Consider the following 26,035-nt stretch of genomic DNA (forward strand, 5'->3'; position numbering starts at 1 on the left):
GTATATGACTTTGTATATGACTTAAGAAAATAACTCATATATTTTGACTTACCATGCCTAGAAGTTCTCTCACCGCATCCGCAGAAGGTACGCAACAGGCTAGAAAAGCTTTAAAACGGTTAAGCTTGACCCAGAGATCTCTGGTAAATGAGAGAGGAGTTGCATCTTGGTCTACAGTCAATAACTTTTTCAACGGTAAACCCGTTCAAAGGGAGATATTTATGACAATTTGTGAAGAACTCGACTTAAAGTGGCAAGATATTGTTATGCCATTTTCAGAAGATGAAGAGACCCAACAGCTAACACCTCTCGACCAACTTTGGCAACAACTCACAGCACTTGGCTCTCTTACAGAACAAATGGGACTTGTTGTCGTCAAAGAAAAAACATTAAGTTGGGGAACGGAAATACCCAGTCGTTACGAAAAATCTGTAAATTTAGGTAATTATATTCAATTTGAAGTCAATTTTGAAATACCTGGATACTTAATATTAATCCAAAAAGATACATCAGGACAAATTTGGTGTTTTTGTCCATCATGTTTCGCACCTCAAAGTAAGCTAGAAACAGGCAAAACAAGCCTACCCCAAAAAGGTTCCCCCATCACTGCATTTCCTATGGAAGGTAAACCAGGAAAAGAACAGGTTTTAGCAGTCCTGACTCAGAAAGAGCCTAATTTGCAATGGCTACCCCAAGGAAACGAAAATCCCCTGGAATTAGTAGAAGCTCATCTCACACAATTAATAGAATTTGTTAATCAAAGTGAAGACTCTCAAGTTTTATACACAGAATATACAGTAAATTAACCAGGAGCATCCCAATGAAAGTCTTCAAATATTTCTTGTGGTATGGGCGTCTCGCCCGTCACTAGTATAGGACGGGCGGGGACGCCCGTACCACAAGATGCCCATACTACAAGATGCCCGTACCACAAGTAGTGGTAATTTATTTCTTGGGAATTTTAAAACCCCCTCTTATGACACAAATAATCGAGCACTTAAACACTCTAAACGCGCAAGTTTTTCAACTATGTCAACAAGGTGACTTAAAGCAAGCAGTCATTGTTGCCAAGCAAGCCATCATGTTAGCGCAAAGTACACAAACTACCGAACATCCCGCTTATTGCGATAGCATAAACAACTTAGCTGAATTATACCGCATGCAAGGGCGTTATTCAGAAGCAGAACCTTTATATCAACAAGCCTTAAATACGAGAAAAAGATTATTTGGAGAAGAACATATAGATGTGGCACAATCTTTAAACAATCTAGCCGCACTTTATGTATCACAAGGACATTATTCTCAAGCCGAACAATATTTCTTAACTGTCTTAAATCTTTGGAAACTGTTGTTAGGAGATGAACATCCTCAAGTTTTAATCGTTCTCAATAATCTAGCAGAAGTTTATCGAGAGCAAGGGCGTTATCAAGAGGCAGAAATTCTCTATTTACAAATTATCAAAATCCAAAAGAATAATCCGAGTGAATATGAAGCTCACGATATCTGGCGCACATTAAACAATCTCGCTGCACTCTATGAGTCTCAGGGACGTTATCAAGATGCAGAAAATAAGCATTTAGAAGCCATAGAGAGAATCCAACACCTCCAAGGTTCAGAACATCATGATGTAGCTGTCAGCTTAAATAACTTAGCAGTACTGTACGATTCACAAGGACGTTACTTCCAAGCAGAAGAAAACTTTCTGCAAGCCTTGGCAATTTGGAAAAAATTGCTAGGTGATGAGCATGCCTATATTGCATCAACTTTAAATAATATAGCAGGAAATTACAAAGAGCAGGGACGCTATTTAGAAGCAGAAAAAAAATACGTAGAAGCTTTGGCAATGAGAAAAAGCGTCTTTGGAGACGAGCATCCTGAAGTTGCAGCTAGCTTGAGTAATTTAGCAGAAATTTATCTTCTACAAGGACGTTACCCAGAAGCCGAGCAAAATTATCTAGCAGCCTATTCTATGAGGAAACGTCTGTTGACTTCAGAGCATCCCGATATTGCAAAGAATTTAAATAATCTTGCAGTGCTCTACTTACACCAAGGGCGTTATATCCAAGCAGAGCAGCTGCATTTAGAAGCATTATTAATGTGCGAGCGCTTACGCGGTAAACAGAATCCCGATTACGCCGATTATTTAAACAATCTAGGAAAGCTTTATCAAAATCAAGGACGTTACTCAGAAGCCGAACAAAAGTATTTGGAGGTTTTAGAAATTAGAAAAAGAGTACTAGGAGAGGAACATCCTTCTATTGCAGACAGCTTCAACGATTTAGCAGAAATTTATCGTTTGCAAGGACGATATGTTCAATCTGAGCAAATGCATCTAGCAGCGTTAGCCATGAGAAAAAAATTGCTAGGAGAGAAGCATCCTGATGTCGCTGCGAGTCTTAACAACTTAGCAGTCTTATACGACACTCAGTTTAAATACTCTCAAGCAGAGTCATTATTTCTAGAAGCTTTGGCAATTGTCAAAGTCGCGTTTGGGGAGCGACATCCACAAATAGCAAGCAGTCTGAGTAATTTAGCTGCTATTTATGCTTTACAAGGGCGCTATTTGACAGCAGAACAGATGCATTTAGAAGTCTTAAGAATCAGAAAATCTTTATTAGGAGAAGAGCATCCTGATGTGGCTCGCAGTTTAAATAGTTTGGCAGAAATAGACCTTTGGCTTGGGCGCTACTTTGAAGCAGAACGGAAATACTCAGAAGCTTTGGAACTGAGGAAACGGCTACTAGGCGAAGAACATCCAGATGTTGCACGAAGTTTGAATCATCTTGCAACTATATTAACAGCTAGCGATCGCCTAGAGGATGCTTTGTCTTACCGTATCCAAGCAAGTTATATTAATGACAAGTTAATTAGTCGAGTGTTTGCCTTTAGTTCCGACAATGACCGTTTTGCGTTGATTGAGAAACTTCGAGATAATTTTAATTTGTTTCTCTCTTTAATTTACCAGCATCTGTTTGACTCGGATAGCACCAAGCAGCAAGCCTTGGATTTTGTACTGAAACGCAAAGCTCTCACAACTGCTTCCCTCGCCGCCCAAAACCAAGCCTTGTATAGCGATCGCTATCCTCATCTTCAAGACAAGTTTCGTCAACTGGGTGAGTTGAACGCGCAGTTAGTCACCTTGACTTTCTCCGCTTCTCTTTTCAACAATTTCACTGCGTATCAAGAACAGTTAGAAAAACTTGAAGCCCAACACGATCGCCTACAAAAGCAACTCGCATCTGAAGTCCCAGAAATTCAACTCTCTGAGCAACTTCCTAACCGTTTTGCGGTAGCTGAGGCATTACCAACTGACTCGATTTTAATTGAATTTGTCCGCTTTGATGTTTTCGATTTTCACGCAGTCCGGGCTAAGGGAGATAAACAATGGCAGACTCCCCGTTATCTGGCATTCATTCTACCATCTAGGCAACCGGATGCAGTGCAAACCATCGATTTAGGAGAAGTAGAACCTGTTGATAACCTAATTCAAGTCTTTCATTCACAGGTATCTGACGCTACAAAAAAAACACTGGCGTGGGGACAAGAAGCTTCTTTACCTAAGTCCCAAATTACACCATACGCTTCCACAACAGCCATTCAACTCAGTCAAAGACTTTTTCAGCCAATACTTGAAGGAATAAGAGGCTACAAACATTTGATATTTGCACCAGATGGAAACCTCAACCTACTGCCGTTTCAAACTTTACCAGTAGATGAGACAGGTACACATCTTCTTATGGATGAATACACCATCTCGTATTTAGGAGTTGGACGCGAAATTCTCCGCTCTAGAGTTCAGACAACAAGAACTGCGAATACATCTATAATCATAGCCGATCCAGATTTTGATTTAGCAAGCGAGCCAACAAGATGGGGCGTGGGGAAAAGCTCACAAAGCACGCAAGTTGAAACTGCGATCGCTTCACAACAATCCTCAAACGAAGAATTTATCAACACTCTTGATGGTAACCTTTTGTCCCGCGCTCACGGGACAAGATTTCTTGGTGAAAGTGTCGCCAAAAAGCTCAAAGATGTACGGTTATATGTAGGAACAGAAGCACTTGAAACACACTTAACCACCCAAGAATGTCCCAAAATCATGCTCATCGCCACTCACGGTTTGTTCTTACCAGACATACAGCAAGAACCACCCAAGGTAGGGAATCAAGAATTCGAGCATTTTGCGCTGTCAACAGTCAAAAACCCCATGATGCGATCCGGGGTTGCTCTCGCAGGAGCTAATACTTGGCTCTCTGGTGGTACGTTACCCCGTGAAGCAGGTAAAGGATTTGTCCTAGCCCAAGACATTGCCAGTTTAGACTTGTGGGGGAACGAACTCACTGTGTTATCCGCCTGCGATACTGGCAGAGGAGACATTAAAATTGGTGAAGGCGTATTTGGATTGCGTCGTGCTTTTGCTGTCGCAGGAGCGAAGACATTAGTGATGAGTCTGTGGAAAGTTCCTGACACCGCAACTGCTTTGCTGATGGAGCGTTTCTTCGACAACTTACAGCATAGTATGAATCGTGCAGAAGCATTACAGAACGCCCAGAATTACATCCGCAAGCTGACAGTCAAGGAATTGCGTCAGTCTAGCTTGGGTATAGAAGTGTTGGAAGAACTCTTAAGCGTTAACAAATTGTCACAACAAACCAAAGAACAAGATACCCCACTTGAGCATCCCTTTTACTGGGGAGCGTGGATTTGTCAAGGTAATACTGATCGCCTAGAAGTTGAACAGAAGCCATCAGCAACTCAATTCAACTTTACTTAGAGGATGTGTTAAAAGTTTTGGGCGATTAGAAATCGCTACTATACAAACAAAGTCCGCCTACGCGGACTAACGATAAATTAAGGTTTTGAAACCCACGTAGGTGGGTTTCGCTTGTATAGTCGCGATTTCTAATCGCTAGAACTTTACCAACATCCTCTAACGTGAGTTGGTTTTGCTTTTATTGGAGAGCAGTACCCATTAAAAGTAGGTGAGGAAGACTTTTATCTTGGCCTTCTATTTTATCATGTCAAATTGCGATGTCGCAATTACACCATTAGCTTTGCCATTGCTAGCAGGACCAGGTACTCTGACAACAGTGATGCTACTCATGTCTGAATCTCCTAGCCCTCACCTCAGCGTAATTGCAGGTATTGTGGGAGCAATGTTTTTGAGTTGGTTAATTTTACGTTTATCAAATCAGATCGATAAATGGATTGGTGCAGAAGGAGAGGTAATTATTACTCAGCTTTTGGGTTTCTTGTTAGCGGCGCTAGCAATAGAAATTGGTAGTAAGGGAATCAAGGAATTGTTTCTTACTTAAGTCCCCACAATCAATGTTGTCAAGTCCTAGCACAACCTTATGAAACCTAATTCTTGTGGGGTGGGCGTCCTCGCCCGCCCTACTTTTGCTGTCGAAACTGGGGTGAAAAGTTAATTTACTGCTAATTTTTGTCTATTTTTCAAAAAAGTACTATATTTTATACTAACTACCTACTGAAACTCCTTCAAATCCCAATTCTGGTCACTGGTCACTGGTCACTGGTCACTGGTCACTGGTCACTGAATATGGATAGATGTAAGAATAATACTTACTATGTGAGACAGAAGCAATTATTGGGAAGAATACTACAGTAAGAGACAGCAACAAAGTTAAACAACTACACCAAAAATTTAACTGTCTGGTGTACAGCAGCTAAGGATCTTTTCCAGATCGCCTCTCAGGTGAAGCGAAATTAGCTTTGTTGAGTAGGTATTAAACAGAGTAGATAGGGAGCAATACTGGAGATAGATTGAATGAAAAAATTTACCTTTTATGTTGTTTTGTTGCATTGCTTATTTTTAGGAATGTCATCTGCTAGAGCAACGGATGAGAAACCAGATGTAACGCAAGCAACAGATGGGGTGGATAGGTTATCTGTGAAAAAAACAGATATATTATCCGCTACAAAGTATGCTGACACATCCTCTCGCACGGGGCTAAAGCGAGACCAAGTCTGGGTTCTTGACCAAAAAAAACCGCAAGCACAACGCCAACCTTTTACTTGGGTTGTTAATAATACTAAGAAAGTCGGACAGCAACCTTTTATACAAGTACAGAAAAATTTAGATAAGTCTGAAGCAACAAGTGAAAAAGCAGGCTCTACTGCAAAACCTGCACCGAAGGAGGAATTTGAAGCCTTTGACAAAGTAATTAAAGATACTGAAAAGCTCGAAGGATTGTTTACTCTATACCGAAATAAAGAACAGAATAAGATATATCTAGAAATTAAACCGACTCAATTAAGTAAAAATTACTTAGCTACAGCAACATTGGAATCTGGTATTGGTGAAGCTGGGATCTACAGTGGTATGCCCTTACAAGACTTCTTATTTTACTTTCAACGGATGAATAAAAATGTCCAATTTGTAGTTCGTAATGTGAATTTTCGCGCTCGTGAAGGAGATCCCCAACAGCGATCGCTCGCCCGTTCTTTCAGTGATTCAGTTCTTTACTCCATACCAATCAAAAGCATCCATCCACAGCGCAAAACCATACTTATAGACTTAGGCGAACTTCTACTCACAGATTTAGCAGGATTATCTTATAGTTTGGGGATTTCCCCAAGCACGGACAAGTCATATTTTGGGAATGCTAAAGCCTTCCCTCTCAACATGGAAGTTGAGTCAGTTTTAAATTTCTCCAGTTCTAGCGGTAGCGACAGCAGCATGTTCCGTTATGCCTCCCTACCAGATAGCCGTGGATTTAGCTTGCGCGTTCACTACAGTTTCTCTCAACTTCCAGACAACGGTTACCGCCCACGCCTAGCAGATGAGCGAGTCGGTTATTTTATTAGCGCTCATCAAGACCTGTCCGATGACGATCGCAAAGAACCTTTCGTCCGCTATATCAACCGATGGCATCTAGAAAAACAAGATCCCAAAGCAGCTATTTCACCACCTAAAAAACCAATTGTTTTTTGGATTGACAACGCAATTCCCCTAGAGTACCGAGATGCTGTGAAAGAAGGCGTCCTCATGTGGAATAAAGCCTTTGAAAAAGTTGGATTCAAAGATGCGCTCCAAGTTCGTCAGATGCCAGATGATGCGACTTGGGACCCTGCTGATATACGTTACAACACCATTCGATGGATCAACACGGTAGATGGTTATTTTGCTTTAGGGCCATCTCGCGTCAATCCCTTGACTGGAGAAATTTTAGATGCTGATATTCTCGTTGATGGCAGCTTTGTAAGAGCACTTAAGGGAGAATATCACAAAATCGTCCAACCCAACCAAACACAAGCCCGAACTCCCCTATCATCATTGATGCAGGAACGCCTGCTTTGCAACAGTGGTTTCGACACTAAGAACAATGAGACTTCCAACAAAAACGAAGCAACAGAGGGATTCACTAACCGCCTGTCACAATTAGCTGGCGCATTCGATCTCTGCTACGGAATGGAAGCAGCCAACCAGTTTGCTTTTGGTTCCATGGCAATGTCACTCTTACAAGACGCGCCTCCGAGTAGCGAACAGATAAAAAACTATATCCATCAGTATTTACGTCTTATTATTGCTCATGAAGTTGGACATACCTTAGGGTTAAGGCATAACTTCCGTGGAAGTACTTTGCTTGCTCCCGAACAAATGAACAACACCGATCTCACCCGAAGCAAGGGTCTCATCTCATCAGTAATGGACTACATTCCACCTAATATTGCACCTAAAGGAACCAAGCAGGGTGATTATTTTCCCAGTATGGTAGGTATTTATGATGAGTGGGTGGTTCAATACGGTTACACGCCTCTACCTGCTGCATCCACAACTGCTGAAAAGCCATTTTTAGAAAAGATTGCCAGTGAATCTTACAAACCCGAATTAAGTTACTCCACAGACGAAGATGTTTTAGACCTCGACCCAACTTCTAATGCATGGGATAATAGCAGTAACGTCCTGGCATATTCTCAGGGACAATTAGATAATGCACGGTTAATGTGGGAACGCCTTAACAAGAGTTACCCCAGTGCAGGTGAAAGTTTTAGTGATGTCAAAGAACGATTTGGCACCGTATTTAGTAGTTATGTCCAGAATATTTACTATACTTCAAAATACATTGGCGGTCAGTCTTTCTACAGAGTTCATGCAGGCAATCCCCAAGGGCAATTACCCTTTCAACCCGTACCTGTAGAGCAGCAACGGCAAGCACTAGAGATTTTGCAAAAATATGTCTTTGCTGAAGATGCTTTGATTTTCCCACCAGATCTGCTGAATAAATTAGCACCATCTCGCTGGCGTCACTGGGGAAGCACACCCCGAACGGGTCGCTTGGATTATCCAATTCACGATTTGGTATTATTTATGCAAGGTTCCGTGTTAACCGATTTGCTTTCAAGCGATCGCCTTTCCCGTCTTAAAGACCTCGAATTGAAAAGCGAACCTGAAAAAGCACTGACTTTACCAGAACTATTTGATACCTTACAAAATGGAATTTGGAGTGAGGTGCTCAAACCAAACGGTAAACCCCTCAAAATATCTAGCTTGCGTCGAGGTTTGCAGAGAGAATATCTTGACCTTTTAATGAGTATGGTATTGCGGAAGAAGAATGTCCCAGAAGATGCTCGCACGCTTGCTTGGTATAAATTGCGACAATTAAATGAAAAGTTGGATGGAGCAAATTCCAATGATGATTACACCAAGGCTCATTTGCTAGAAACACGTGACAGAATTAACAAAGCTTTAAATGCTCAGTTAGAGACAAAGTAGAAGGGGTTAGTTGTTGGTTGTTAGTTGTTGGTTGTTAGTTGTTAGTAGCTATTAACCACTAACCACTAACCACTATCTACTAACAACAAATTAATTCCTTAACGCACGTAAGAAACGTTGCAAACCTTTAAACATATTGGGCTGTTTCGCAACTGGTGTACCTGGTGTTGCAGATGCAGAAGCTTGTTTAGCCAGGATAAGATCCAGTTCATCTCCAGAGGGCTTTTTCGGGAGTTCAGCAATCTTTTGATACTCCCCACTATTTTCTGACCAGACTTCCCACTGACTTGGATAACAGCGAAAGACTGCGGTTTCATTATCTACAGGGCGAAGATAATAGCATTTCTCAATTGTACTGATAAAGCGATCGCGTAACTGCCTCGCTGCATAACCAATGCCCACGGCTCCTAAATCTTCCAAGCGCGGATTCAAGATAATAATAGGGCGATCGCCAACCAATTGAGCCATTTTTTCGACTTCCCCTACTTCTACGACAGTAGGAGCAATCAGAAAGAAAATTTCGTCCTCTGGCTCAATTTTTTTCTCCAAAGACAATCTACCAGTGCCTATGTCCAAAATTTTAAATGGCACATCCGTCCACTCCCGACTCGCAAGGGCTGCTCCGCCAGCATCGGGAAAGAAAACCTTGAGTTTGGAACCATATTCTGCAAAAACTGACAGAAATTGCCCTGCTACGGGTATTGGTTTGAGTTCTGGAAACAAAAACTCAATTTGTATGCGCTTGTACCCATCTGCTAGTGCTGCCTTAGTTGCCTCGCGGGCTTGAGCGATCGCATCTTCAAGACTGTTTGGAAGTTCTGCCATATTAAATAAGTTTTTGATTATAATATATAGCTTACAATTACAAGCCCCAGTATTTGATGCGTTCTTGGAGCCAACCAGAATAGATGTAGCGAGCGATCGCTGCATTCACCCGTCGTCGCAATTCATCATACTGCAAACCTTTAGGCATCACCACGGACAATGGTTCTGTGGATAGTTTATTTGGTAGTATTCGATACTGAGGATACTGTTGAACTAAACCACTGAGAACGCTCTTATCCGCAGCAAAAGCAGCAACTGCATCTTTTTCCACTAGAGCAATTGCTGCCTGATAAGAATCTACTCCGACTAACTCAGCACTCGGCAGATAATATCGTACTGCGGCAATTGTGCTTGAGCGATCGAGAACAGCTATTTTCCGTTTTGTCAGATGGCTTAACTGCTGCACCGTATTATCTTTTGTAACGAGTACAGCGCCATCAAAGTAGTAAGGAACGCTAAAACTGACCAAACGAGCACGTGAAGAAGTTGCTGTGACTCTAGCAATGGCGATGTCAACTTTATCTTCCAAGACGGCTGACAAGCGATCTTGATTTGTCACGGGCTGTAGGCGAACAGAATCTTCTTTACCCAGTAAGTCTACTGTCAATGCTTTTGCTAAATCGATTTCCAAACCCTGCAATTGACCCCTTGCGTCTTTAAATGCCAATGGACGCAAGTTATCTTTGACAGCAATTTTAATATAGCCTCTTCGTTGAATCTCTGGCATTTCTGCAGCAGATGCGGACAATCGTCCATCTGCAAAAACAAAGCAGAAAGCTAGAAGTACAAAAATGGCAGCAGATAACAGAGGATATAACCGATTGATTGTCTTCCATCTGTTACATCCGTTACCCATCACCTGCTACCTTTATCCTTTTGCTTGAGTTGCTAATTCAGCTACTTTGGTGAAGCTTGCTGGATCGAGGACTGCCAATTGCGCCAACATTTTGCGGTTGAGTTGGACATCTGCTTTTTTAAGATTGCCGATCAACTGGCTGTAGCTCATACCGTGTAGGCGTGCAGCCGCGTTAATGCGAGTAATCCACAGGCGGCGGAAATCGCGTTTGCGCTTTTTGCGATCGCGATAGGAATTCCTCAGCGCCTTCATCACTCGCTGATTGGCAGTTCTAAACAGAGTTGAGTGAGAACCGCGAAAACCTTTAGCTAGTTTGAGAATTTTTTTGCGGCGCTTGCGAGCAACGTTACCGCGTTTTACCCTTGTCATATTTTCAATTCCACCAATTAATTACAAATAAGGAAGCATTCCGCGTACATTTTCTGCATCGCTTTCGTGGACAACTACCATTTTGGACAGTTTCCGCTTTTTATTAGAACTTTTGTGTTCTAAGAGGTGATTTTTGAAAGCTTTACGGCGCACGATTTTGCCACTACCAGTGGCGCGAAATCTTTTTGCCGCAGCTTTACGAGTTTTTAGTTTCGGCATGAGTTGGCGTTAATTCGACACAATCTGTAATTATAAACTATGAATTGGGAATTTTGGATTTTGGATTTTGGATTTTGGATTTTGGATCTAAAACAACTTGCGAACCAGATTCGTTAACATGGTAAGTCCAAGATTGGGAACCAACCGCCACAACCACTTCCCAGCCTTTGACAGGATTAAATTCCTTGGTACAAACCTCTCCAAAGTTGAATTCACAAGGATTGCCAAAGGTTTTTTGAGTCGCTTGGGTAATTTTTAATTGGGCGACTGGTATTTGAGAACGCTTTGAGGCATCACGCAGTATACTATCCTCTAACGCTTTTGGCAGCGTAGTTGGTTGAGAAGCACTGACTTTAGGATCTAAAACAACTAGCGAACCAGATTTATCAACGTGATAAGTCCAAGAATCATTCTTTACTTGTACGTTCACTTCCCAACCTTGGATGGGTTTAAACTCTCTTGTGCAAACCTCTCCGAACTTAAATACGCACGGATTGCTAAACGTTTTTGGTGTCGCTTGTGTTATCTGTAAATCGCGGATTGGTACGTTAGAACGCTTGGAGGCATCGCGCAAGATAGTTATTGCAATCCGTTTTGGTAAAACCTTGGACTGCTGGTTAGTATTTTGGGTTAACTGAGCGCTACTACCATCGCGACGACTGACTTGTTGTGCGATCGCAAAGGCTGTAGAGTGACTCCCACTGAATCCCCAAGAGAGCAAACTGGTTAACACAAGGGTCAAAACAGCATCTTTAGGAACTTGAAAGAAACGATGAAAGGAAGAAAATTGATTATTCAATGAAAATTTCATGTTGTTAAAAGTGTTTTAAAGACATCTATAACGGGAGCACCCCAATTTGGAAAAAACACGCCCGCGATGTTCGTAATCGCGGCTATACAAGCGCTCGTCCGCAATACAAGGACTGAATACGAAGTCCACGTAGGTGGACTTTGTTTGTGTAGCCCCAGAATTCTATTCTGAGGATTTGCCAAAACGGGATGCTCCCTCTACAACTAGACGTGTTCATTTGGGTATTGTTGCCATTGATATGACGCTATCGCGAAATTGACGTTTCAATGCTGGAAATACGGGACAAGGTGCTTGGTCTTGTAAATTCTCCGGTTTACTCCAGGTAAAGGGGGCTTTTTTTGATGCAGACATCCATAACAACCGCTTTGCCCGTGTCATAGCAACATAAAGCAAGCGGTACTCCTCAGCAGTTTTTAAGTGTTTGGCTTGCTCCCAAGCCGTTGTAACATCAGGTAAAGTAGATTCATCGTGGAGAGTCGCACGAATTTGAGCGCGAGCTACCTCTGATAGGGTAAAGTCTCCTAAAAATTGGCTTTGAGGCGGAACCCAAAATCTTCCTGGAATCAAGTTTTCATGCAGAAAAGGGGTAAAAACGTAATCCCAATCTAACCCTTTGGCTTTGTGCATGGTTATAATTGTCAGTTGACCGCGACGGGTGTAGCGAGCTTCTGAATCTTCTGTTTCCACAGGTTCAAACCGTTCGGAACTGACGATTTCACTCAGTGCGTTTAGCATCGTACCCATGGAAGCATAACCGGCGATTTGTTGGTTAATTCTTTCTGCTAATTTATCAGCCGTTGCTAGTTCTGCTTGGTCATAATTAAGTGCTAGAGCGAAAAAGGAAATCAGATGATACAAAGGCAGCTCTAAACGCGCTCTAAGTAAACTGCGACACAGACGTGCAGCTTTTTGCACGGATTCTGATTGGGGTGCAGCTAACGGACCGGGATACAAAAATTCTTCGGGTAAAGTTGCAAGAGCATTTAAGTCTTGTGTTTCAATCAGCCGCCTCTGAACGAAGACTTCTAGTGCTGCTTTCAGGTAGTCTGGAGAATGAGGGCGATCGCAAAATTGCAGCAGGGCAAGAATTTCTACTGGTACGTGAGAACGGCGTTCCTGTTCGCCAACATCATAAAGTGTAATTTTGTAGAGTTTGCAGATAGGAGCCAACGCTTCTGCGAGCCATCGTCCCTGACGATTTTCCCGCACTAAAATGGCTGCACTCGCACTCATTGGGTCTTGAGAAAATAACTCAACAATTCTGTCGGATAACAACTCAACTGTATGATGAATATCGCGAGGAGTATGAATTTCTAGTCCTTTACCGATGCGTTCTGGATTGGCATTGGGTTGGGGATCGTCAGGGTTGACTGGATGAATGATTTGATGGCGAAAGGGCAATTGCCTTTTGTCATTTGTTATTTGTTCGTGGTCATTTGTTATTTGTCCTTGGTCATGATTAACTGACGAATGACTATTCACCCATTGCAGGACAAAATTAGCCGCTTCAATAATAATTGTGCTACTGCGACCAGCTTGATTCATTGTTGCGAGTCGTTCTTGCAAGCTGCACTCCTCGCAAAATTGCCGAAAATAAATGGGGTCGGCTGGGGTAAATGTCGAGTTAATGGCTTGGTTAGGATCGCCAACACGGATGAGATTTGGTGGTTGATTGGGATTGTTAGGGTCAGCTGCAAGAATCGTTAAAAGTTGCGTTTGCAAAGGGCTAGAATCTTGGGCTTCGTCTTCAAAAACTGCAAAAACTTGATTTTGCTCTAGCTTGCGGGCGCTTTCGTTTTCTAAAACGCGCAAGGCAGCTAAAATCATATCATCGTAATCAATAAAGTCACGAGAACGCATTAAATTTTGATATTGCTCGTATAACCCAGCAGCAATGCTTAAAATTCCATATTCATCTGCTGTCTTGTTGCTTAACTTGTGTAAATCTTCTGGTAACAAACCAGAACTTTTTGCCTCATGAATCGCAGTCATTGCTAAATCCGGTAGCACTTCTGTCCGCAATACTGACTGACGCCGCAGTCTTTCTGTTTCTTCACCGTCAAATTGCGTACCTTCTAGTAAGCGGGAATACTGTCCTGGATGGTTAGAAATCCATTGCTCTACAGCAGTACGGATAAAACGGTGACTTTGGTTTGGAGTGATTAAAGTGACATTTTCTAACTGCAACCCGGATAAATCTGGATAGCGACTGGCAATGTTGAGTGCAAGACCGTGGAGTGTATGTACAACAAAGCCTGTTTGCGGTAGAGATAAATCTTTACGTAAGTATTCACGAATTTTAGCTTTAATATTTGCCGCCGCCGAGCGAGTAAAGGTCACAACAATCAGTTGATTGCGAGATTTTTTGCGTAATTCCGCAGAACGTTCGTACTGACGCGCAATAGCGATCGCAGCTGCAGCAGCCATCCCCGTTGATTTACCAGCACCAGGAACTGCTGAAATCGCCAATGGACCCGATCTCCAGTCAGCCATTTGTTGCTGTCCGGGACGAAGGCTGTTACGAATACGTGTTATGGCTGTCTCCCGTAGGGAAGACACAGGCTTTTCAGCATATACTTCTTTAAAGTTAGATTCTTGCGGCACAGTATCTGTCAATTGAGTGTCTTGTTAGTTGTTAGTTGTTAGTTGTTAGTTGTTAATTGTTAGTGGTCACTGGTCACTGGTCACTGGTCACTGGTCACTGGTCACTGGTCACTGGTTATATCTAATTATGATAAATCGTAAATTCCTACATTATCTGTTTTTGACTGCGGTAATATTTTTGGGTGCTATCTTGCGCTTTTGGCATTTGGATTTAAAACCTCTGTGGATGGATGAAGTCATCACTGCTATCTTTAGCTTGGGGAAGAATTACAATGGTTTTCCTTTAGATAAAGTGTTTCCGCTTCAAAGTTTGCAGGAAATGTTTACCTTTCAAACGGGGAGAAATTGTTTTCAAATTACCAAAACTGTCGCTACCCAATCTACGCATCCACCACTTTTTTTCTGTGGAATGTATACCTGGTTAAGTTGGCTCGCTCCGTTGGGAGAAGAGTGGGTGGCAAAATTGCGATCGCCATCTGCATTATTTGGTGTTGGTGCTATTGTCACTATATATTACGTAAATCGGATCGCCTTTTCTCCATTTGCTGGATTAGTCGCAGCTGCATTGATGGCTGTTTCTCCCTTTGCTGTCTACCTTTCCCAAGAAGCACGTCACTACACCTTACCCATGTTCCTCATCACTTTAGCTTTACTGGGGCTGGTACAAATTCAAAAGGATATGGAAAAGCGTCAGACAATCCGGTTTGTTGTTTGGACTGGGTGGGCAATTGTGAACGTCATCGGTCTTTACGTACATTACTTTTTTGCTCTTGCCTTTGTTGCCCAAATTGTAACGCTACTGTTGTTAATGTATTGGCGCAGAAAAAAGATAGTCAATCAACGCCAAACCTGGTTAGCAATCCTGCTCTATTCTACTGGAGTGGCAATAAGTTTTTTACCCTGGTTAGCGATCGTGCTTTATCATTTTGGTCGTGCTGAAACTGACTGGATAGAACCTCCCCAAAATATTGCACCTCTGTTTCAAACTCTCATCAATTGGGTATTGATGGTCATTGCTTTACCAGTTGAAAATCAGCCCCTCCCAATTTTATTGATATCTGGGTTGCTCATGCTATCTTTCACGTTTTGGATAAGTTGGCAACTCTTCAAAGGTTTTCGACAACTATGGTATACACCATCAACGCAAACAAGCACATTAGTTTTGTTAACTTTCTGTGGTTGCGTATTATTAGAATTTTTTGTTATTGCCTATTTCTTAGGAAAAGATATTACCAACGTTCCAAGGTATAGCTTTGTTTACTATCCCAGTTGGTGTGCTTTAATAGCTGCAAGTCTTGCTCAAAAAGAGAAATATGAACAAAAAACAAGAATTCAAAAAAATAAGATTACTCTTTCTTCACCCTTAATTTGTTTTCTTGTCGGTATTATCTGTAGTATTTTCGTTGTTTCCAACTTCGTTTTTCAAAAACCTTTTCAGCCCGAACAAGTAGCAAAGAATATGAATCAAGACCCCTCTACTTCACTCATGGTTGTTATGGCATATAGAAATTACCAAGATATTGCCTTAGGGTTAAGCTTTGCTTTGGCACTTGAACCCCTTAGGAATGAAAAAACGGAAAAAATAACTCCACTTCAATGCTCAAGCTCCGGTGACCAATGTCCTAAATCCTACTTTGCCTTTTTCAAGCAGTCACTCGCTTTTACCTCTGTGTGGCAAAAACTTTCTCAACTTCCCGCATTAGAAGTAGATAAGCTTAATCTTTGGATTATCGGACCGGGACGAAAACGGATAGATTATCTTCATCACGTGGCGATTTCCCCTCAAATCAGTTGCACAATAGATTCTAATGAGCACTATCGTATTGGTATTCCCTATCAATTGTATCGTTGTAATCAGTGACCAGTGACCAGTGACCAGTGACCAGTCATCATGAACGATGGAAGGGAATTGAATAAGCGAACGAACAGCGCGTAGGCGGGTTTTGATTGTATATCCTCGAATTCTATTCGTTCAGGCGCTTCCCAAAAATCTTCTAAACTTGATGGCGAGATTGTCGCAAATATCCCTTCAAGAGAAAAGACCAAATATTACAGTGAATGCAATACTGCAAGGGAGAACCCCGGTTTCGCAGGAGTTACCGGGGTTCTAATTTCCGCTTATCCGAGTAGTATTGACAGTGAAGTACGGCTGTTCTACTAAAAGCGCAATAAATAAATACGTAGAATCTACGTTGTAAAAAATGTGTTAATAGTATATATTTATACTAAATTTAAAATTACTATAATGAAGTAGCTGTTTACAAAATCAGTTAGATCGAAAATGAGCAGATAACAAAAGCCATTTTTTAAGATAGGTAAAGAAAATGCTGAAAATAGTTGAAAAAAGTATACTAAAACTAGCCATTTTTTTTAAATAGATACATATTAAGAACCATTCTTAATAATAGAGATTATCTCTTTTAAAATGCATTTTTACAAGAATTATCATTTCATAACAAAAGAACATATCAATGAATATACAAAATTTTATTCCTGTTCATAATATCCAGTTAACTAATTACGATCGCAAACCACTTCACAGCCCTGGTTCTATCCAACCTCACGGTCTATTCTTAGTGTTGTCCGAACCCAATTTGGAAATCATTCACATAAGTGATAATACGGATAAATTGCTAGGCTTGCCTTCAGAAAAGTATTGAGGACAGAATTTATCCGTACTTTTAGAACCAGAACAAATAGCTGCAATTGAAGGATGTCTTCAAGGAAAGTTTGAAAATATTAATCCTTTAAAACTATCAGTTTCCAGTCATGGAAAGACGTGTTTGTTTAATGGTGTTATTCATCGCTCGCCACAAAACTATTTAATTCTGGAGTTAGAACCTCGTAGTTGTGAAGGGACTAACGGGTTCTCTGATTTTTACTCTTTGACACGAAACGCACTAACTCAGATGCAACGAGTCTCAAACCTGAGTGAGTTGAGTGGTGTGATTGTCAAAGAAATCAGGAAAATGACAGGTTTTGACCGAGTTATGGTTTATCGGTTTGATGAGAACAGTTGTGGGGAAGTGATTGCTGAAGATAGATCGGAACAGCTAGAACCATATCTTGGTTTGCGATATCCAGATTTTGATATACCTGCTCATGCTAGACATTTGTATATCCTTAATCCCCTTCGTCTCATTGCAGATGTTAACTACCAACCTGTAACTATTATCTCCAAAAACCAAAATTCCCCCTCATCCCCAATCTCCAATCCCCAATCTTCAATCCAAAACCCAAAATCCAAAATCCAAAATCCCCTTGATTTAACCTACAGTGTGTTGAGAAGCGTTTCAACCTGCCACATTCAGTATCTGAAAAATATGGAAGTTGGGGCGAGCATGTCAATTTCACTGGTGAAAGACGGGAAATTATGGGGCTTAGTCGCATGCCACCATCAAAAGCCTCGATTTGTCTCCTATGAAATTAGAACAGCTTGTGAGTTTTTGGGAAAGGTAATGTCTTTAGAACTTGTTTCTAAAGAAGAAAATGAAAATTTAGAATACAAATTGCAGTTAAAGTTCAGCCAAACAAAATTTATAGATAAAGTGGCTCAATCACAAGATTTTGCTGAGGCTCTATTCCAAGATCGTGTCAGTTTGCTGAAGCTTGTGAATGCAGAGGGAGTGGTTGTCTGTGCTGATAGTCATTTGACACTTATTGGTAAAACACCAAGTGAAGCAGCTATTCATGACTTGATGTCTTGGTTGGGTGGCAAATTTCAGAACTACCTTTTTGTGACTGACTCTTTATCAAAGTTTTATCCAAAGGCGATGGACTTTAAAGAGGTTGCTAGTGGATTGTTAGCTCTTTCGATCGCTAGGATTCGTAATAACTATGTCTTATGGTTCCGCCCGGAAAGATTGCAATATGTGAATTGGGCAGGAAATCCGCAACCAGTTAATACTGTAGCACCTGATGGCAGTTTAACTCTTTGTCCGCGTAAGTCCTTTGAGTTATGGCAAGAACAGGTAAACGGAACATCTTTACCTTGGCAATCTTATGAAATTGATGGAGCAATTGAGTTGAGGAGTGCGATTGTAGGGATTGTGCTGCGTAAAGCCGATGAATTAGCCGCAATTAACTTGGAGTTAGAACGCAGCAACAATGAGTTAGATGCTTTTTCCTATATTGCTTCTCACGATCTTAAAGAACCATTACGAGGTATTCACAATTACTCCACATTTTTACTAGAAGACTATGCCAAGATTTTAGATGAGGAGGGAGTCTCAAAACTAGAAACGTTAGTGCGTTTAACAAAGCGGATGGAGGATTTGATTAATTCTCTACTGCACTTTTCCCGTTTGGGACGACAGGAATTGAAATTGGAACCAATCGATTTTAACGATCTGGTGCAGAATGTCTCGGAAATATTTCGCATGAGTTTGGGGAATAGTCATATTAACATCCGAATTCCCAAACCTTTGCCTATAATTAAGGGCGATCGCATTCTACTTGAAGAAGTCTTAATAAATTTGATTGGGAATGGCTTCAAATATAACGATCACCCTGACAAATGGGTAGAGTTGGGAAATTTAGATTCAGTTGACGAACAAAAAACTCCTGTGTGGACGTTTTACGTAAAGGATAATGGCATTGGCATTCGTGAAAAACATCTAGAAACCATCTTTCGGATTTTTAAACGACTTCATGCTCCCGGTAAGTATGGCGGTGGGACAGGGGCGGGTTTAACTATTGTTAAGAAAATCATCGAACGACACGATGGAAAAATCTGGGTCGAATCTACTGAAAGTCAAGGTAGTACTTTCTACTTCACGTTGCCAAAATGAACATAATTATGGAAAGATCGTTGGCTCAATTATCTCTTAATACCGACCACCATAACTATGTCATTTTGGTAGTCGAAGATAGCGATGAGGACTTTACAGCATTAACCCGTGCGCTTCGAGACGCATCTTTTGTCTGCTCGCTGTATCGCGCTTGCAATGGTGATGATGCATTAGACTATCTTCACCGCCAAGGGGAGTATGCCAATCCCACCATATCGCCTCGTCCATCACTTGTTTTGGTAGACCTAAATTTACCGGGAACAGATGGGCGAGAAGTCATTGAAAAAATCAAACAGGATCGTTTGCTCAAAAGTCTTCCTGTTATTGCACTAACTACATCTTCTAGTCCCAAAGATATTGAAGCTTGCTATCAGTATGGTGTGAATTGCTATATGCTCAAACCTATTGGTGTGGAAGCTTTGAGAAAAACCATTCGGAATTTTTTAGACTACTGGTTTAATACCGTTGTTCTTCCCAATTCCATACAGCAATAAACATCACACATGGACAGCCAACGCACCATTTTTATCATTGATGATTGTGAAGAAGACCGCATGGTTTATCGTCGCTTCCTAGAACGCGACACCCGGTATACTTATAAAATCTTAGAATTTGAATTGGCAGCAGAAGCAATTGAGTCTTGCAAGTCTTGCATACCAGATCTAATCCTAGTAGACTTCATGCTACCAGATGCGACTGGGCTGGAGTTTCTTGAGGAATTAAAACTTTCCACTGATAAAAATCGTTTGCCTGTCATTATGTTAACAGGGCAAGGAGATGAAAGTGTTGCCGTGCAGGCAATGAAAAGTGGCGCACAGGATTATTTAGTTAAAGGTAAACTGACTGATGATACTTTCTACCGTGCTAGCTATACCGTGATGGAGCGAGTGAGGCTCATGCAGCAGGTAGAGCAACAGCAAGAGCAGCAACGTTTGATAGCTGCGATCGCTCTCCGCATTCGTTTATCCTTGAGTTTAGAAATTGTTCTCAATACGGCAGTTGAAGAAATCCGAGATTTTCTTAAAGCTGACCGAGTTATAGTTTACCAGTTTCACCCTGATAAGAGCGGTACAATTGTGGCAGAATCTGTTGTACCTGGTTGGAAGAGTTGCTTGAATGTCAGGTTTGAAGATAATTGCTTTCAGGGTGTGAGAGGAAGTTATCACCGCAGTCGCGCCGGAGCAGTTAACGATACACGTCAAGCTGCATTATCTGACTGTTATGTTGAACTTTTAGAACACTATCAAGTCCGAGCAAATCTTTATGTCCCAATTTTCTCAGGCATTCAACCTGTAGAAGCTGATCGCTGTTTGCTCAGAAATGAACCTCCTGTTTGGGGTTTGCTCGTTGCTCATCAATGTGGCAATCCGCGTCAATGGCAACAATGGGAAATGGATTTGCTAGAGCAACTCTCAGTACAGTTAGCGATCGCAATTCAACAGGCGGAACTTTACGAAAACTTGCAAAGCCTGAACGCACAACTAGAAGCTAAAGTCGAGGAACGAACAGCTGAATTGCAGCAAAGCGAGCGGAAATTCCGTGCAATTTTTGAGCAAACTTTTCAATTGATAGGGTTGTTAACTCCAAAAGGAGCAATCTTGGAACTCAACCAAGCATCGTTGGAGTTTTTTGGTGCTGAAAGTGATGAACTTAGAGGGCTGTTTTTTTGGGAATTATCCTGTTACAAGATATCACCTACTGTACATGATAGTTTGCAAAAAGCGATCGCTCAAGCCTCTGTCGGCAATTTTGTGCGATACGAAGTCACATTACCCAATGCACAAGGCGTGCAAAGGACTATTGATTTTTCCATCAAACCCATTTTTAACGAGATGGGGAAAGTCGTTTTGTTACTTCCAGAAGGGCGAGATATCACAGAACGCAAGCAAGCAGAGGAAGCCTTGTGCGATCTCAATGAAGAGTTAGAAGCAAGAGTTCAACAACGTACTCAGGACTTAGAGCAAGCCAATCTTAACCTCAGAAGTGAAATTGGTGAACGCCAACGGGTAGAAAATGAATTGCGACGAAGTGAAGAGAAGTTTCGCCAACTCGCAGAAAAGATTCGCGAAGTTTTCTTCATCTTTAACCACGATCTGAGCGAAACGATTTATATTAGCCCAGCATACGAGGAGATTTGGGGTAAATCTTGCTCGAGCATATATCAAAACTCTTTGTCTTGGTTAAATCTTGTCCATCCTGAAGACAAAGACAACGTCATATTATCACTCGATCAGTATAAATATATTGAAGGATTTAAGCAAGAATATCGCATTATTCGAGATGATGGAGATATCCGATGGCTTCGTGCTCAAAGCTTTTTGGTTCGAGATTCAGCAGGTGTAACTCAACGCATTGTAGGTCTTGCTGAAGACATTACCGAACGCAAACAAGCGGAGTTAGAACTTCTTCGCAATCGCGATCTCCGAGAAGCCATCTTCAATGAATCGGCTGATGCTATTTTTATTGTTGATGAGGATACTCGCAGAATCATTGATTGCAATCGTCGTGCTATTAAGTTATTTGAAGCATCTAATAAGCAAGCACTTATTAATGATGACAATCATACATTACAACATTATCCATTGACATTTCAAGAATTAGAAAAGCTAACAGAAGAAGTGAAAGCAAAAGGATTTTGGAGTCGAGAAATTGAATATATAACTCTTAAAGGAAACTCATTTTGGGGAAATTTAGCTGTTAAACAAATCAATGTTGCAGGTACTGTAAGAAATTTAGTACGGGTGACGGATATTAGCGATCGCAAGCAAGCAGTAGACCAACTAGAACATTCGCTAGAAGAAAAAGAAACTTTGTTAAAAGAAATTCACCACCGAGTGAAAAATAACCTGCAAATTATTTCTAGCTTACTGCGAATGCAATCGAGACGTGCGCGGGATGAATCAACCATGATGTTATTCCAAGAGTCTCAAAATCGGGTACAATCAATGGCACTCATTCACGAACATCTTTACCAATCGCCAGAAATTTCGCAAATTGATTTTGGCGAATACATTCGGAGTTTAACAGATAACTTATTCCGATGTTACGGCATCAGTCAAAAGGCGATCGTACTCAAAATAGAAACTGGTGGTATCAAGCTCAACCTTGATACTGCCATACCTTGTGGGCTACTCATCAACGAGCTGGTTTCCAACTCTCTCAAATATGCTTTCCCCAAAGGAAGACGTGGTGAGATTGCGATTTGTCTGGTATCAAGCACAGACAATACCATTACATTAACAGTCAGTGATACTGGTATTGGTATTCCAGAGTCCTTAGATTGGAGCAATACTAATTCTTTAGGCTTAAGGATTGTGCATAACTTAACCAGGCAACTCAAGGGTACTCTAACTCTAGATCGCAATCATGGTACTGCTTTTTCTATCACTTTTTCTCGTTAGTGGTTAGTGATTAGTGGCTGCTAATAACAACCAACAACCAACAACTAACAACTAACAACTAACAACTAACAACCAACAATTAACAACTATGAACCCAATCAAAATCCTAATTGTTGAAGATGAACAACTTGTTGCTGACGATCTTAGAGAAACACTAGAATATCTAGGATATATTGTGCCGACTATGGTTGCAACAGGAGAAGAAGCTATTGTAATGGTCGAATCGCTGCAACCCGATTTAGTATTAATGGATATTCGACTTGCAGGGGAAATGGACGGAGTTGAAGCTTCCGAACAAATTCAATCTCGTTTTAACATACCTGTTGTCTATCTAACTGCCAATGCAGATCGAGCCACTTTAGAAAGAGTAAAAGCCACGCAACCTTTTGGATATATTTTAAAACCATTTGACGAAAAAATCTTATCTACTACTATTGAGATTGCTGTCTCCCGCCATCAAGCAGAATTTGAGGTACAAAAAGCATTGTTCAACGCTCAAGCAGATAAACAGGTTGCCCAATCCCAATCCCAACAGAAATCTCAATATCTTTATATGGCAGCCCATGAGTTTCGCAATCCCTTAACAACAATTAGGCTTGGTGCGGAAATACTCAAACACTATGGCGACCAAATGCCGGAAGAAAAAAAACAAAGCCAACTCAGTCGCATTCAATCTGCTACAGAGGACTTAATGTATTTGTTAGAGGATATATTAACATTGGGGCAAGCTGAAACTGGAAAAATTCACTACGAACCAGTTTCTATGGATGTAGTTTCCTTTTGTAGGGAACAGGTTGAAGCTTTGCAAATGACAGTAGGAGAGGAGTACACCATAAACTTTTTGGTTAAAGGCGATCAACGGACTGCTTATCTTGATGAAAAACTCCTCTGGCACTTACTGAACAATCTGCTTTCCAATGCTATTAAATACTCCATACAAGGTGGTGAAGTATTACTCACCTTGTACTGGGAAGACAACAACATTTGTTTTGAGGTACGAGATCGAGGAATTGGAATTCCACCAGAAGCCCAAGCAAACCTATTTGAACCATTTCAACGAGCAGAGAACGTAGGTAAGATTCCCGGTACGGGATTAGGATTGGCAATTGTGAAGCAGTGTGTTGATATGCACGAGGGTTCAATTAATTTTGAAAGTTTTGTCGGTCAGGGTACGACTTTTGTTATTAAGCTACCAGTTAAGGGGAAAGATCGGGAATAAGCTGAACTATGTCAACCCATATTTAAAAATTTTTATATTTCTTCACATAATTGCTTTTATTTGCATAACGTGGGCGGGCAGGATGCCCACCCCACAAGAGCTACATCTTAAAGAAATATTTACAGCAGTTTCCAAAGTCTAGAACCACACTATGTTCTTGTGGTACGGGCGTCCCCGCCCGTACATAGATGAGAGGGTTAGGGAGAACCAAGGTAAAACGCGAGGGAGCATCCCAATTTGGAACAAACACCCAAGCGGCTATACAAACTAAGCGATTGAAATCGCGGCTATACAAACGCTCGTCCGCCTCAATTTATTGATGGAAAAGTAAGATTTTGTTCTTGCCATTTCAAATCCCCTCAATTTATTGATGGGGATACTTCTTCCCTCTTCCCTCTTCCTTCTTCCTTCGTTAATGTTAAAAATGCTAATTTCAACTGCTTCAGTAGTAGGCTGAAAAGATATAGTTTGCGATGGTGTTGGCGGTTTCCATTGAGATTGAGTTTCACGTGGTAAATCAACTTCACCATTTCCCAATTCTTCAAAAGTGGCAACATCAATTTCAATACCAAACTGTACATTTGGTTCTGCAAAATAGCCTTGTGGAAGGCGCTGGTTTAAATCTGAGGAGATATAGGTTGCCCAAGCATTGTGAAAGGCGTGCCAATGGCGACGCATACTCAGAGGAGGATGAAAGTGATCCAATAGAACCATGTCGTCACGCACTCCTCTTATCGCTATGTTTCCCCTTTAGTATAGAGAATTTTTGCGAACAATTCTCGTCTTATTCCATTTCATCAAATGAATGTTACATAATGTTTGTTATGTGAAAACAATAAAAAGACAATGAAAAAAACATTTTTAACCATTTTCGCTATCGTTGCTGTACTTATGTTTTTAATATCTGTTCCAATTCATCAAGCTACATCTCAAACACCAACGCTTTGGAACATCTATAAAAATACCCTAAAGACTGCGAAATACGTCGATCTCACTCATGCATTTAATCCAACTATCCCTGTATGGTCTGGCTTTCAAAAAGCTCAGTTCAAACCAACTGTAGCTGGAACAGACATACCAAACTACATCCAAACAGGACAGGAGTATACTTACAAAAGGCATGGTTTTATTGCTACTGCATACGAATTTCCTACTGACCAATATGGAACGCAACTCGACCCCCCTGCTCACTGGAATGAGTACGGTGCAACTATCAGCGATCTCCCTCCTACCTATGCTGTTAGACCGTTGGTTGTCGTTGATATTCATAAAAAAGTGGAAGTAGAACCGGGCTATCATGCAACTGTTGAGGATATTCTTACTTGGGAAAAAAAACACGGCATCATCCCGGAGGGTTCAGTGGTGATGATTCGTTCCGACTGGTATAAAAAATGGTCTGATGTTGCACGATTTAATCAAAAGCCGTTTCCTGGAATCACTCTGGATGCTCTCAAGTTTTTGCACTTAAAGCGCAACATTTTATTTCACGGTCACGAACCTCTAGACACGGACACAACACCAACTTTGGAAGGGGAAGCGTGGCTGCTACGCAATCACTATACTCAAGCAGAAGGGGTTGCCAATCTTGATCGAGTTCCGGAAACTGGCGCTCTGGTTGCTATCGGTTTTGCCAAACCAGAGGGAGGTACAGGGGGATTTGCTCGTTATATTGCTATTTGTCCATCTAATTGGTCTTATGGTTTATCGATCGCAGAAGCTCCTGGTGCTCCTTTGCCAAAACAACCCTATCGACTTCAGCGCGATGCTAATGGAGTTCTTAAACCAACTCGGTCATAAGTAAGTCTCAGTAATTGTCGTGATGCCGTATCAGTTTTTCCTGCTTCGACAATTTCGTCCCAAACACCTGATGGAATGATAATTTCAGTATTGATTATATAAGTTATTTCAGAAAGGATAACCACATTGAAAACTAGTGTAGATAATTACTTTACCGTCTTTTTCGTGAAGCGATCGCCCTAACGCCACCCATACAACTGAGAGACGTTGTTTGCTGGAATTCAGCCTGAACTACGAACGATTCACTATTAAGTAGAAAGTTGTTGTGCGTCTACTACTTTTAGCCCTTTACCTTGAAAAACCTCTGATTCATAAAGTAGTGCGATCGCTTGAACGTAATGGAGTGCGTCTGCTACCTCTAGCCTTTTATCTTGTCTACGTTACTTTCCCCCCTATATAGCAATACG

General features: G+C 41.3%; 18 protein-coding genes and 1 pseudogene. 12 read left to right on the forward strand and 7 right to left on the reverse strand.

Annotated features, from left to right (window positions below):
• Positions 1–53: 53 nt before the first annotated feature.
• The 4 genes and pseudogenes from WA1_RS09545 (at position 54) to WA1_RS09560 (ending at position 8,737) form a co-directional block, all read left to right on the forward strand.
• On the forward strand, positions 54–806 hold the full coding sequence (locus tag WA1_RS09545; RefSeq protein ID WP_017743768.1) for a DUF4384 domain-containing protein: 753 nt from the start codon (positions 54–56) through the stop codon (positions 804–806).
• A gap of 170 nt (positions 807–976) precedes the next feature.
• Entirely contained in the window at positions 977–4,774 is a 3,798-nt protein-coding gene (locus WA1_RS09550; RefSeq protein WP_066613357.1) for a CHAT domain-containing protein, read from the forward strand.
• A gap of 256 nt (positions 4,775–5,030) precedes the next feature.
• Positions 5,031–5,315: pseudogene (locus tag WA1_RS09555) on the forward strand (MarC family protein); the annotation flags it as partial.
• Between the two features lie 473 nt (positions 5,316–5,788).
• A complete protein-coding gene (locus WA1_RS09560; protein ID WP_017743771.1) occupies positions 5,789–8,737 on the forward strand; it encodes a zinc-dependent metalloprotease in 2,949 nt (982 codons plus the stop codon).
• A gap of 90 nt (positions 8,738–8,827) precedes the next feature.
• On the opposite strand, the gene WA1_RS09565 is transcribed toward WA1_RS09560, so the two are convergent.
• From WA1_RS09565 to WA1_RS09590, 6 genes are all read right to left on the reverse strand, one after another.
• A complete protein-coding gene (locus tag WA1_RS09565) occupies positions 8,828–9,562 on the reverse strand; it encodes a DUF1995 family protein (protein WP_017743772.1) in 735 nt (244 codons plus the stop codon).
• A 37-nt stretch (positions 9,563–9,599) separates the two neighbouring features.
• A complete protein-coding gene (locus WA1_RS09570) occupies positions 9,600–10,418 on the reverse strand; it encodes a transporter substrate-binding domain-containing protein (RefSeq protein WP_017743773.1) in 819 nt (272 codons plus the stop codon).
• A 12-nt stretch (positions 10,419–10,430) separates the two neighbouring features.
• Positions 10,431–10,787: a 50S ribosomal protein L20 gene (gene rplT / locus WA1_RS09575; RefSeq protein ID WP_017743774.1), complete on the reverse strand. Its 357-nt coding sequence runs from the start codon at positions 10,785–10,787 to the stop codon at positions 10,431–10,433.
• 21 nt (positions 10,788–10,808) lie between these two features.
• Entirely contained in the window at positions 10,809–11,006 is a 198-nt protein-coding gene (gene rpmI / locus WA1_RS09580) for a 50S ribosomal protein L35 (protein WP_017743775.1), read from the reverse strand.
• A 37-nt stretch (positions 11,007–11,043) separates the two neighbouring features.
• On the reverse strand, positions 11,044–11,817 hold the full coding sequence (locus WA1_RS09585) for a hypothetical protein (protein ID WP_017743776.1): 774 nt from the start codon (positions 11,815–11,817) through the stop codon (positions 11,044–11,046).
• 213 nt (positions 11,818–12,030) lie between these two features.
• Positions 12,031–14,421, reverse strand: coding sequence for an ATP-dependent helicase (locus WA1_RS09590; RefSeq protein ID WP_026134690.1), 2,391 nt, complete (start codon positions 14,419–14,421; stop codon positions 12,031–12,033).
• Positions 14,422–14,548: 127 nt separating this feature from the next.
• Here WA1_RS09590 and WA1_RS09595 point away from each other — a divergent pair, with 127 nt between their 5' ends.
• The 6 genes from WA1_RS09595 (at position 14,549) to WA1_RS09615 (ending at position 23,831) form a co-directional block, all read left to right on the forward strand.
• On the forward strand, positions 14,549–16,282 hold the full coding sequence (locus WA1_RS09595; RefSeq protein ID WP_017743778.1) for a glycosyltransferase family 39 protein: 1,734 nt from the start codon (positions 14,549–14,551) through the stop codon (positions 16,280–16,282).
• Positions 16,283–16,892: 610 nt separating this feature from the next.
• Positions 16,893–17,081, forward strand: a complete 189-nt coding sequence (locus tag WA1_RS61300) for a hypothetical protein (RefSeq protein WP_017743779.1) — start codon at positions 16,893–16,895, stop codon at positions 17,079–17,081.
• Positions 17,082–17,330: 249 nt separating this feature from the next.
• On the forward strand, positions 17,331–19,211 hold the full coding sequence (locus WA1_RS09600) for an ATP-binding protein (protein WP_336389799.1): 1,881 nt from the start codon (positions 17,331–17,333) through the stop codon (positions 19,209–19,211).
• A gap of 8 nt (positions 19,212–19,219) precedes the next feature.
• Positions 19,220–19,705 carry a response regulator gene (locus tag WA1_RS09605; RefSeq protein ID WP_051077052.1) on the forward strand — a complete coding sequence of 162 codons (486 nt, stop codon included), beginning with the start codon at positions 19,220–19,222 and terminating at the stop codon, positions 19,703–19,705.
• A gap of 9 nt (positions 19,706–19,714) precedes the next feature.
• The gene (locus tag WA1_RS09610) at positions 19,715–22,612 is read left to right on the forward strand and encodes a PAS domain S-box protein (protein ID WP_017743782.1); all 2,898 of its coding nucleotides are present in this window, start codon (positions 19,715–19,717) and stop codon (positions 22,610–22,612) included.
• Positions 22,613–22,700: 88 nt separating this feature from the next.
• The gene (locus tag WA1_RS09615; RefSeq protein ID WP_017743783.1) at positions 22,701–23,831 is read left to right on the forward strand and encodes a hybrid sensor histidine kinase/response regulator; all 1,131 of its coding nucleotides are present in this window, start codon (positions 22,701–22,703) and stop codon (positions 23,829–23,831) included.
• Between the two features lie 267 nt (positions 23,832–24,098).
• On the opposite strand, the gene WA1_RS09620 is transcribed toward WA1_RS09615, so the two are convergent.
• Complete coding sequence (locus WA1_RS09620) at positions 24,099–24,545, reverse strand: hypothetical protein (RefSeq protein ID WP_017743784.1); 447 nt, start codon at positions 24,543–24,545, stop codon at positions 24,099–24,101.
• Between the two features lie 132 nt (positions 24,546–24,677).
• On the opposite strand from WA1_RS09620, the gene WA1_RS09625 reads away from it, so the two are divergent.
• Entirely contained in the window at positions 24,678–25,628 is a 951-nt protein-coding gene (locus WA1_RS09625; protein WP_017743785.1) for a cyclase family protein, read from the forward strand.
• Positions 25,629–25,893: 265 nt separating this feature from the next.
• Complete coding sequence (locus WA1_RS59570) at positions 25,894–26,028, forward strand: hypothetical protein (RefSeq protein ID WP_272819108.1); 135 nt, start codon at positions 25,894–25,896, stop codon at positions 26,026–26,028.
• Positions 26,029–26,035 lie beyond the last annotated feature (7 nt).

The sequence above is a fragment of the Scytonema hofmannii PCC 7110 genome (assembly GCF_000346485.2).
Classification (GTDB): Bacteria; Cyanobacteriota; Cyanobacteriia; order Cyanobacteriales; family Nostocaceae; genus Scytonema; species Scytonema hofmannii.